Below are 11028 nucleotides of genomic sequence, written 5' to 3' on the forward strand. Positions count from 1 at the left end.
ACCAAGGAGGGCTGCTGTTCAGGTGACTGCGGCGCCTGCACCGTGGTAATTGCCGAGCCAGAGAACGACCGTCTGAATTATCAGACCATTAACGCCTGTATTGCTCTGTTACCAGCACTCAACGGCAAGCAGCTGATCACCGTTGAAGATCTTGCTGAAGGGGAAAAACTGCATCCTGTGCAACAAGCCATGGTGGATCATCATGGCTCTCAATGCGGTTTCTGCACGCCCGGAATTATCATGTCCCTGTTTGCCTTTCATCATGAGAAACCCGCCAACAGACCTGAGGTTGCTGAAGCTCTGGGTGGAAACCTTTGCCGTTGCACCGGCTACCAGCCTATCGTCGATGCTGCCGATGAGATTGCCAGCCTGACACCCTCTGACCGTTTCAAGCGTCGCGAACAGGAGACAGTTCAGACACTCATCGCCCTGAAAGCCCGGTTAGATGATACGGCAACCGGTGTGTTCATGCCGAATTCCGAGCAAGAGCTGGCTGACTATTTGCTGAAGCACCCACAGGCCAGAATATTGGCCGGTGGCACTGACCTTGGGCTGGAAGTGACTCAACAAATGAAGGATTTACCTTCGCTGGTCTCACTGGCATCGGTCCATGAGCTAAAAGAAATCACCTGTAATGATCAGGAAATGATCATTGGATCGGCTGCAACCTACCGTCAGCTGGAACCTCTTTTGGCCAAACACTTCCCCGACTTTGCCACAATGCTTTCGCGTCTGGGCTCACAGCAGATTCGAAACGTGGGCACAATGGGTGGCAACATCGGTAATGCCTCTCCCATTGGCGACACACCTCCTGTGTTACTGGCTCTGGATGCAGAGGTCGAACTGCGTACAGGAAACAGGAACAGATCCCTTCCTCTGGAAGATTTTTTCCTGGGCTACAAAAAGACCCTGCTCGAAGAAAGCGAATTTATTGCCCGCATACGCATCCCACTCAATCCCCACCAACTCAGGGTTTACAAACTGAGCAAACGATATGGCGATGACATATCCGCCGTTCTGGCTGCCATCAATCTGGAACTGGACGACAACGGAATTATTACCCGAGCCAGGGTCGCATTCGGAGGTATGGCAGAAATACCCAAACGGGCTAAGGCCTGCGAAACAGCTCTGACGGGCAATCAGGCCAGCGCCACCACTCTGCTGGCGGCACAGAAAGCTATTCGTTCAGAATTCACACCATTGTCCGATGTCAGGGGTAGCAGCGACTATCGGCTGCAGGCAGCTTGCAACCTGCTGGAAAGATACTTTCTGGAAATGTCCGGACAAACTGCAAGGATCATTGCTCATGCGTAAGTTACCGGACATCACCACCGCCCAGTCTTCCCCGAACACGGCCAAACACGACAGTGCTCACCTGCATGTCAGCGGCAGAGCCACCTATATCGATGATCGACCCGAAATGGCAGGCCAGCTTCATGCCGGATTTGGACTGTCTGCCCAGGCTCATGCCGAAATCATCAGCATGGATCTTGAAGCGGTCAAAAACAGCCCCGGTGTGGTCATGGTCGTCACCGCTGAGGACATTCCCGGACACAAGGATATTGGCCCGGTTTACCCTGGCGATATGTTGCTGGCTGATGGCAAGGTCGACTATGTCGGTCAGCCGGTCTTTGCAGTAGCGGCTACGTCTCATCTGGCCGCCAAAAAAGCGGCCAGAAAAGCCAACATCGAATACAAGGTGTTAAAGCCGGTACTGGGCATTGATCAGGCCATGCAGGAAGAATCATTTCTCAGACCTGAGCATGTGATGCATAAAGGCGACGCTCATCGTGCGATTGCCGAGGCGCCCAGACAACTCGAAGGTTCCATGAGCAACGGTGCCCAGGAACATTTTTACCTGGAAGGGCAGATTGCCAGCGTCGTCCCTTTGGAAGACAACCAATACCATGTTTACACTTCCAGCCAGCACCCTTCTGAAGTACAAAAACTGGTGGCAGAAGTTCTGGGCATTCCTTTGCATAAAGTCGTAGCTGATGTTCGACGCATGGGGGGAGGCTTTGGTGGAAAAGAAACCCAAGCTGCTGGCCCAGCCTGTATCGCAGCACTTCTGGCCTGTAAAACCGGACAACCCGTAAAATTTCGGGTCGATCGCTCGCAGGACATGATATCCACTGGCAAGCGCCACCCTTTCAGACACCGTTACCGGGCAGGCTTTGACAACAACGGCGCTCTCAGGGGGATAGATATAGAGGTCGCAGGTGATGGCGGTTATTCCCCCGACCTGACAGACGCTATCGTTGATCGGGCCATGTTTCATTCCGACAATGCTTACTATCTCGATAATGCCATAGTCACAGGCCACCGTTGCAAAACCAACACGGCTTCCAACACCGCATTCAGAGGTTTTGGAGGACCTCAGGGCATGCTGGTGATAGAACGGGCGATGGACGACATTGCTCGTGCCACCGGTCTGGACCCACTGGATGTTCGCCTCAATAACCTTTACGGCGTTGGCGAAAGAAATGTCACTCATTATCACCAGACCTTTGAGCATAATGTGCTTCCGGAACTGATGGCAAAACTGGAAGAGAGCTCTGAATACCGAAAGCGCAGGCAGGAGATTACTGCGTTCAACCGAGACAGCCCGGTACTAAAGAAAGGCCTGTCCATGACCCCAGTGAAGTTTGGCATCTCTTTTACGGCCAAACATCTCAACCAGGCTGGTGCTCTGGTCCATATCTATACCGACGGTAGTATTCAGGTGAACCACGGGGGCACCGAGATGGGGCAGGGCCTTTACGTTAAAGTGGCCCAGGTGGTTGCCCATGAATTTGGCGTCGGTCTGGATCAGGTGCAGGTGACCTCTACCCGAACCGACAAAGTGCCCAATACCTCTCCGACAGCGGCCTCCAGCGGCAGTGACCTGAACGGCAAGGCTGCACAGGATGCCTGCCAGAAAATCCGTGATCGCCTGATAACTTTCGCGGCTGAACATTACCGTGAAAAACCTGAAGATATTGAGTTTGCTGATGGTCATGTCACCATGAAAGAACGGACCATTCCCTTTGTTGAACTGATTCAGGCCGCCTACTTTAACCGAATTTCACTTTCCAGCTCAGGCTTTTACAGCACGCCGGAGATTCACTACGACCGAGAAACCGCCAAGGGTCGCCCTTTCTATTATTTCGCCTGCGGTGCTTCCGTATCCGAAGTCGTGGTGGATACCCTGACCGGAGAATACCGGGTGGAACGAGCTGACCTATTGCACGACGTTGGCAGATCACTGAACCCCGCCATTGACCGTGGCCAGATTGAGGGCGGTTTTATCCAGGGTATGGGCTGGATGACCAGTGAAGAGACAGTCTGGGACGAGCAGGGAAGGTTACTGAGTAACAATCCGGCGACTTACAAGATTCCGACGATTGAAGATCTCCCGGCTATCTTTAATGTTGAGTTGTTTGAGCAGGATAATCCTGAGCATACGATTTATCATTCCAAAGCGACCGGCGAACCTCCGCTGATGCTGGGCATCTCGGTGTGGTCTGCAATACGTGATGCTGTGTCGAGCCTTTCAGACTACACCGTCAGCCCGGACATTGATGTTCCAGCGACTCCGGAAAGAGTGCTGAAAGCCATTTCGGAAATAAAAGAGCGATTTCAAACAGAACCTCTGAACAAAGAGGAGGTCGTCTATGGAATGGATTGACGCGCTGTCAGAACTCAAACGTTCCGGCCAGCCGGGTGTGCTTGTGACCATTCTGGGATCAGCCGGTTCTGCGCCCAGAAAATCAGGCAGTAAAATGCTGGTCACAGACGAAAAAAGCTTTGACACTGTGGGTGGTGGGCATCTTGAGTTTCTGCTGATTGAGCGGGCCAGAGAGCTGATAGCATCAGATCAGCAGGCACCTGTTATGGAACACTTCCCACTGGGTCCCCGGCTCGGTCAGTGTTGCGGGGGCAGTGTCAGCGTGATGCTGGAGCCCATAGCAGGCTGTAACTTCCATATCGCTCTGTTCGGGGCCGGACATATTGGCAAAGCACTCATTCATGTTCTTTCACCCCTGAATTGCCGTATCACCTGGATTGATAATCGGGCAGAGCTTTTCCCCCGGACTCTGCCTGAGAATGTGACCTGTATCCTCAGTGAACAGCCCAATGAAGAAGTGGCGGCCCTGCCTGAAAACGCCTTTGTTCTGGTCGTCACCCATAACCACCAGCTGGATTATGCGATTGCTGAGCAAACACTGAAGCGATCAGACATTGGCTGGCTGGGCGTCATAGGATCTGAGACTAAAGCCCGGAGGTTTCGTCAACGCCTTGAGCACAAGGGCTTCAACCCCGCCCGGATTGAACACATGAGGTGTCCGGTCGGACTGAACGCAGTGGGAGGCAGAGAACCCGCAGAGATCGCCATTGCCATTGCCGGAGAGATTCTGGCCGTCAAAAATGGCTCTCGAGGCAGTCTTGCCCGAAAACGGGAAGGTATTCCCTGGCAGGCGCTAAAAAGATTAATAAACGACCACCACCAAGCCTGAAAGCTTGGTGGTGGGAGGGTTTATACTGAACTTGAATCATTAACCCCGGTGGTCTGAGATTGGCTATATGCACTACCGGAAGCAGCTGCACGAGATGCCTCTTTATCTTCCTTCTTCGTCGTCATTCCCTGACCCCGAGCCAAACGAAACCGCTGCTCTTGGACAAGAGCGTTAATAAACTCTTTCTGTTTTTGTATAAAATCAGACTGCAATTTGTTGAGTTTGCTATCGGCTTCCAGAAATTGCCTTTGAGCTTCAAGTGTCTTGGGAAGCATAGAACCTTCAGTCATGGCAGACGCCAGCTTATCCAGCTTCCCGGCGTGCCCAGCCACATCCTGAACCGGGGTGTCCTTTGCATTGTCCAGTAGTTTTTGCACGCGATCGAACGCATCGCTCTCGGCATCTAAATCAAACATTGTACGCAGCAATTCCAGCTTCACATCCTTGCCTTTGCTCATTTGCTGCTCTAAAAAACCGATCCTTTCTTTAAGCTCAAGAATGATGGGTGCCTGCTTTTCCAGTTGTTTCTCATAAAACCGGATTTCTGTCGGCATCGTCATTTCAAGGCATTTATTCAGCGAAAGTTTGATTTCATTACTTAGCTTTTCACGATCTCGAACGCTCAACATAGGCGCCAGTTGACGCAACTTATTTTGTGCTCTCAACCGATCAAGCCGCGCGTGCAGCATTTGATCCTTCAACTCGGAACACGCCTCCCCAAGGCTTGTTATTTTTTCTTTCAGGTTATCTTCAGGTGTCTTTTGATAAATTTCAGAAGCAGCTTTAACCCTGCCGTAAAAGCCTCCGACTGCGCCAATAGCAGTATATAGCGCCAACGTTTTTTTCATGCCCAGACATTTCAATGAAACCAAAGGAAGAAGAGGAAGACGCCATGAGGTGAAGGGAATCGGGTTCAAAGTCGCCTTACTGAGAGCGGTTGCGGAACCCTCCATGGTGCCAACAATCCATGCCAGTGGGTGATTCATTGCCTCCGCGGGAGTCACGCAATACTTTTCCAACGCCTTTTTAAACTCATCCAGATTATGTTCTGTTAAAGGGATGTGCTTGCTAACTTCAGGTTCAGGAAGGGCTGCAATCTGCTTGGACAGATCATCGTGCTTTTGAGCAGGATCCACTGCTGAAGGCGCAGTGCCAGAGACAGCAGGGGAAATCGACAGTATAGGGGGCTGATTAATCATACGAAACTCCTTATTCATTGGTTGAATGACTTCCATCGTCAGATGGCATCTATAAATATGGACATTCGAATGAGAGAATGGTTCCCCCCTAACCGGTTCAGAAATCATATTGCGACCCGACCCACTCCACCCTATTCACTGCGCGAAAACGATGGAGAATCTGGCGCTCTATGTTGGAGATTTTCGCGAGTTTCGCTAAAAGGTGGGCGCAGAATAAGCAAGAAAATATGATTTCATGTTAACAGGTACTTATACTCTCCCTATTTCCCAATGCGGTTATCAAAATGGAAAGAGTAGATCGCCTGCTGGTAGACAAAGCCCTTGCTGCTTCTCGCACCCAGGCTCAAAAGTTTATTGCTGAAGGAAAGGTGAAAGTGTTGCATTCCGGCAACTGGCAGGCCATAAAGAAACCCAGCGAGAAATTGACCGGAGACGCAGAGCTAAAGGTCGCTCTGGATGAGTCGGACCGATTTGTTTCCCGTGGTGGCCTCAAGCTGGCCAGTGCTTTGGCGAGAGTGGGTCTTGATATTTCGGGAATGACCGTAATTGATATAGGCCAGTCAACAGGAGGTTTTACTGACTGTGCCTTGCAGTCAGGCGCTGCAAAAGTGGTCGGTATTGAAGTAGGACATGATCAACTGGCAGAGAAATTGCGAAAGGAACCGCGGGTAGTCTGTCTGGAAGGTATTAATGCCCGCCAACTGAGCCCGGAGCTGTTAGAGCATACCGCAGGTCGAGCCGGGTTTGATCTGGCGGTGATGGATGTTTCTTTTATTTCCCAGACCAGGATTATTCCTTCGCTGGCCACCCTGATTAAAAAGGAAGGTTTTTTGATCAGCCTGGTCAAACCGCAATTTGAAGTGGGAAAAGCCGGCCTTGGCAAAGGCGGCATTGTTCGGGATGAAAGCCTTTATCCTGAAGTCGAGTCGTCTATTCGCAACTGTCTCGAAGAGCAGGGTCTGAAAACAACCCAGTATTTTGACAGTCCGATTAAAGGGGGTGATGGAAACCGGGAGTTTCTGATAATTGCCAGAAAAACGTCCTGACGTATTCCCCGCCCTAAGAGGCTGTTACAAAATTCTGGTCCCCATGCTCCAAAGCGCCATCACGCTGAAAAGTTATCGTTTGCGAGCGATCATCAATCCGTCGCTCACGGGCAGTAAGACCATATCTACCCTGTTATCCTGTTGAATAAAACGGTTGCATTCATCAATGGCTCTGGCTTCTGCATCCTGAGGATTTACGACCGTGCCACCCCAGAGAGCGTTGTCCACCAAAACCAGCCCACCGGATTTCAGTAACTCAATACTACGCTGGTAGTAGTTCAGATAATTTTCTTTGTCAGCATCAATGAACACCCAGTCGAATGAACCCTCCTGATCTGCCATTTCGGAAAGGCTGTCCAGAGCAGGCTGAATTTTCAAGGTTATTTTCTCTGACACACCTCCTTTCTGCCAGTGCTCTCTGGCAATATTTGTCCATTCCTCAGAAACATCCAGACAAGTCAGGTGTCCGTCTTCTGGCATGGCCAATACTGTCGCCAAAGCACTGTAACCAGTGAAAGTGCCGATCTCTATTCCCTTTCTTGCACCACTGATCTTCACCAGCATTTGCATGAAAGCGCCCTGCTCAGGCGAAATCTGCATGTAGCCTTCGGTAAAGTCTGCCATCCGTGCTCGCAGCTCACTCAATACGGGATGATCACGCATACCCGCATCAGTAAGGTAAGCAGCAATTTCAGGTGATATGGTCAGAGTGGTTCTGGACATGATGCTGCCCCCCTATTCAATCAGTTAGCAAGCACGGAGCCTCAGGTTTGATACCTTCCATTTTATATCAGCAGTCAGGGATCAAGAGAACCTCTTAATGCTGATCATGTAAGGAAGGGAACAAAAGAAAGTCGGAGTGTTATCCAGTAAACAGGGCTTTCAGGTGTTCCCATCGTCTGAGTTTTTGATCGTGATTATTAAGTCACAGCAAATTTATTAGCCATAAAACTGAATTATCGTACTTTTTTTGTGTCTAAAACTCATTCGTATAACTCATTGAATAAAATAACAAGGAGGTTTTACTTGTGGATGCCATTGCTGACTCCCCTTTCCCCAAGGGGCCCGGACCTGACGTAACGTCGATAAACGATGAATGTCCTATTTGTTTGGAAAAATTCCATGGTCGCGCTGTGGCGGCTGTGGACGTCAAAACTGAATTGCGAACCCAATGTGGTCACGGCTACCATTCGGACTGTATGACGCAGCTATTTCTTAACGTAGCCATAGATCGCCGCGAGTGCTCGTATTGTCGGCAAGACCCGTTCCCTGTGACGAATTTGAACACTGGTGAATCTCACCAGGTTAAATTTTTCCCCACTATGAGGTTTTATCATGCCTGTGTAAACGGGGATCGGGAACAGGTCTTTGGGGCGCTGGCAGAAGGAGTCAATGTCAATGCCGTCATGCATAAGGATACTCCCTTAATGTTGGCATCCAATGAGGGGGATCCGGTGATCGTTGACCGCCTGATCAAGGCCGGGGCGGACGTCAATATCGCTCGGACTGAGGACTGGGTCACTGCGCTGATGATGGCTGCCCAGATGGGCAAGACCCACTGCGTGGAACGCCTGCTCAAGGCTGGGGCGAATATCAACGCCCGAACCCGGATGGGCGCCACCCCACTGTACTTTGCTGCCCAGCAGAGCAAAATCGACTGCGTGAAACTCCTGCTCAAGAAAGGGGCAGATCGCAACATCCCCAAGATGCCGGATGGCGTTACCCCGCTGTTCCTCGCTGTTTCGAAAGGCTATGTCAAGTGCATGGAACTCTTGATCAAAGACGGGGCAGACCTCAACAGCCGGCGCAGGGATGGCAACACGCTGCTACACATTGCAGCCTGTAGGGGCGGTGAAGGTTCCGTGAAACTCCTGATCAAACATGGGGCAGATCTCAACGCCGTCTTGCCGGATGGTACCACCCCGCTGTTCCTCGCTGCCCAGGAAAATAGATCCGGCTGCGTAAAACTCCTGATCGAAGCCGGGGCGGATCGCAACGCGGCCAGAACCATGGATGGCGCCACCCCGCTGTCCATCGCAATCGAGATGGACAACCACGACTGCGCAGAGGCCCTTATCAGGGCCAAGGCAGCGAAGAGAACAAATGAAGGGGACTGCGTTATCCTTTAAACACGGCTTTGAGGAGTTTCCATCTTCTGAGCTTTTGAGAGGGCTGATTGTTTAATCAAATACCGATTGCCCGTAAATCCTGATCCACGCCGGGGCAGATCTCAACGCCGCCACGACTTTGGATGGCGCCACCTCGCTGTCCATCGCAACCAAGTTGGGCTATACCAACTGAGTGAAAGCCCTTACCGAGGTCAAGGAAAGGAAGGGAGCAAAAGAGAGGCATTCTACTATCCGGTAAAAACAACTTCCTGGTGTTCCCGGACTCAGAGTTACATGACATTGCTCCTCTATTCAATCAGTTAGCAGGTATGGAACGAGGTCGCCCGTAATCATGGATGAAGAATGCAAAAATTTAAATGATAGAAGTGAATTCTACACACTATAAATAATCATAAATCAACCAAAAAGTAGCACCCACAAATGTGTGGACTGAATTTTAATCAAAAAATTTTGGTTGTTGTCTGCTGAACCGGATTATTTGTGGGTTTTCGGGCAGGCACTATTTACCATACGGCTACTGTAAAGTTTTTATATTTGCAATCGCTAAACTCAAAGGGGTTTTATAATACTCTTGGTAATGACTTAATATATCTTCAACAGTATGAAAATAAATACTACTACCTCCTATTTTACTTATACAAACATTATCTCCAATATGAATGAATGTATGAACAAGTTTGTTATTGTTTAAAATTGCAATAGTAATGAAATGATCCTTTATGTCTGAGTTTTCCAGAGCTGTAAGTTGAAGGTAAAGTTCGTCATGGTATGATTGTGAATTAACCTCCATTAAATTCACGAATTGAAAGCAGGTTGTTGGCGTTTTTACACCTTTATAATAATCGCTAAAAGTTTTATTTCCTGGCAAACGATTTCCTAACTCTGGGGGGAAATTATCAAAAATATTTTGTAATCCTTGATTTATACATTTTATGAATCGTTCCTGCCATAAATTTGAAGGTTTGTAATCGTGATTGCCATTATGTGTTTTAATGTTAAAAGATATCATCTTTCCCAGCGTATTTTCACCCATTTTCTTTGCTAAATCATTATCCCTTTCATTCCCATTGATGCAGTTAAAAAGTTCATCTTTTATTTCAAATGGAAGATACTTTAATACCGTTCTCTTCTCAAAACCATCCTGAAGTAACCCAGTAAAAGTCTTGTCTCTTTTTTTAGATCTATCAATTTTTATACATACTAATGCCTCTGCAGTTTCCACGGACATGTGATGACACGTTGCCCCAGCTTTTTGTAAATCTGAAGCGTTTTGTTCAAGACAGCCATCAGGTTGAGCAAAAATTTTAGAGGTAACCGCCAGAAGTAATAGAGCAACAAGTTTAGTAATCATTCCAATATTCAGTTTTAAATACTATATGCTGGATCGATAGTATAGGCATAACAAATGCCTTCTGCTCGTTCCATAGCTTCGGCCCCATCCGGAATATTTTCGACGCAGTCTTGAAGCAGGTGTTGAGCCTGTATAAAAACTCAAAGCACTGACAGAGCAGATAAATAATATTCACTCCCTTGAATGGCGAGAGTGAGATTTTATACCAGACTGTTCGGCTTGCCTTTGAATAAATATGACAACCTGAAGGATCACCGCCAAGTTAACCAGGATCAAACCATGCCAAGAAAAAAGCATCCGAACAAAAAAATAGAAGCAGCATTGAAATACTTAGAAAGCAAAGGCTGGCGTATTGAAGTCGGTTGCTCACACGCTTGGGGCAGAATCTACTGTCCGTTTAATAATGCTAAGTGCCGACTCGGTGAATTCTGCATTTCCAGCACAACCGCAGACGATGATACATGCACGCCAAATTCACAGGATCATAGACCCCTTTGGTCCAAAGGCTGACCGTCGAGGCAATCCTTTGGAACCATTTGGTATGCGGCGTTTAGCTGGGCAGTCTGGACAGGATGAGTTTTAAGGTTTCTTTGATTTCCGCAATCTCTTTATCTTGACAATCAAAGCGTTTTTCAAAGCGTTTTTCCTGCTGGTCTAAACGTTTTTCTTGTTGGTCAAAGCGTTCTTCAAAGCGCTTTTCTTGTTCGTCAAAGCGTTTTTCTTGTTGGTCAAAGCGTTCTTCAAAGCGCTTTTCTTGTTCGTCAAAGCGTTTTTCTTGTTGGTCAAAGCGTTCTTCAAAGCGCTTTT

General features: G+C 48.8%; 10 protein-coding genes and 2 pseudogenes. 6 read left to right on the forward strand and 6 right to left on the reverse strand.

What is annotated here, in order from left to right; translation table 11 throughout:
- From xdhA to xdhC, 3 genes are all read left to right on the forward strand, one after another.
- The coding region (xdhA, locus tag KDK18_RS04440; RefSeq protein ID WP_257253492.1) for a xanthine dehydrogenase small subunit at positions 1-1314 on the forward strand (1314 nt) is incomplete at its 5' end.
- Entirely contained in the window at positions 1307-3667 is a 2361-nt protein-coding gene (gene xdhB / locus KDK18_RS04445; protein WP_257253493.1) for a xanthine dehydrogenase molybdopterin binding subunit, read from the forward strand. The genes xdhA and xdhB, both read left to right, overlap by 8 nt.
- The gene (gene xdhC, locus KDK18_RS04450) at positions 3654-4496 is read left to right on the forward strand and encodes a xanthine dehydrogenase accessory protein XdhC (protein WP_257253495.1); all 843 of its coding nucleotides are present in this window, start codon (positions 3654-3656) and stop codon (positions 4494-4496) included. The genes xdhB and xdhC overlap by 14 nt, the downstream gene beginning before the upstream one ends.
- Before the next feature lie 20 nt (positions 4497-4516).
- On the opposite strand, the gene KDK18_RS04455 is transcribed toward xdhC, so the two are convergent.
- Positions 4517-5413: a hypothetical protein gene (locus KDK18_RS04455; protein WP_257253496.1), complete on the reverse strand. Its 897-nt coding sequence runs from the start codon at positions 5411-5413 to the stop codon at positions 4517-4519.
- Positions 5414-5979: 566 nt separating this feature from the next.
- On the opposite strand from KDK18_RS04455, the gene KDK18_RS04460 reads away from it, so the two are divergent.
- Entirely contained in the window at positions 5980-6741 is a 762-nt protein-coding gene (locus KDK18_RS04460) for a TlyA family RNA methyltransferase (protein ID WP_257253498.1), read from the forward strand.
- A 72-nt stretch (positions 6742-6813) separates the two neighbouring features.
- On the opposite strand, the gene KDK18_RS04465 is transcribed toward KDK18_RS04460, so the two are convergent.
- On the reverse strand, positions 6814-7464 hold the full coding sequence (locus KDK18_RS04465) for an O-methyltransferase (RefSeq protein ID WP_257253499.1): 651 nt from the start codon (positions 7462-7464) through the stop codon (positions 6814-6816).
- Between the two features lie 419 nt (positions 7465-7883).
- On the opposite strand from KDK18_RS04465, the pseudogene KDK18_RS14650 reads away from it, so the two are divergent.
- A pseudogene (locus KDK18_RS14650) lies at positions 7884-7937 on the forward strand (hypothetical protein); the annotation flags it as partial.
- Positions 7938-7949: 12 nt separating this feature from the next.
- Here KDK18_RS14650 and KDK18_RS04470 read toward each other — a convergent pair.
- Positions 7950-8153: a hypothetical protein gene (locus KDK18_RS04470; protein ID WP_257253506.1), complete on the reverse strand. Its 204-nt coding sequence runs from the start codon at positions 8151-8153 to the stop codon at positions 7950-7952.
- Here KDK18_RS04470 and KDK18_RS04475 point away from each other — a divergent pair.
- On the forward strand, positions 8064-8870 hold the full coding sequence (locus KDK18_RS04475) for an ankyrin repeat domain-containing protein (protein WP_257253504.1): 807 nt from the start codon (positions 8064-8066) through the stop codon (positions 8868-8870). The genes KDK18_RS04470 and KDK18_RS04475 overlap by 90 nt on opposite strands.
- Positions 8871-8925: 55 nt before the next feature.
- On the opposite strand, the gene KDK18_RS04480 is transcribed toward KDK18_RS04475, so the two are convergent.
- From KDK18_RS04480 to KDK18_RS04490, 3 genes and pseudogenes are all read right to left on the reverse strand, one after another.
- Positions 8926-9093 (reverse strand): hypothetical protein, encoded by a 168-nt coding sequence (locus tag KDK18_RS04480; RefSeq protein ID WP_257253501.1) that lies wholly within the window; start codon positions 9091-9093, stop codon positions 8926-8928.
- A 291-nt stretch (positions 9094-9384) separates the two neighbouring features.
- On the reverse strand, positions 9385-10221 hold the full coding sequence (locus KDK18_RS04485) for a hypothetical protein (protein ID WP_257253503.1): 837 nt from the start codon (positions 10219-10221) through the stop codon (positions 9385-9387).
- Positions 10222-10771: 550 nt separating this feature from the next.
- Positions 10772-11028: pseudogene (locus KDK18_RS04490) on the reverse strand (hypothetical protein); the annotation flags it as partial.

Source organism: Endozoicomonas sp. SESOKO3 (assembly GCF_024606255.1).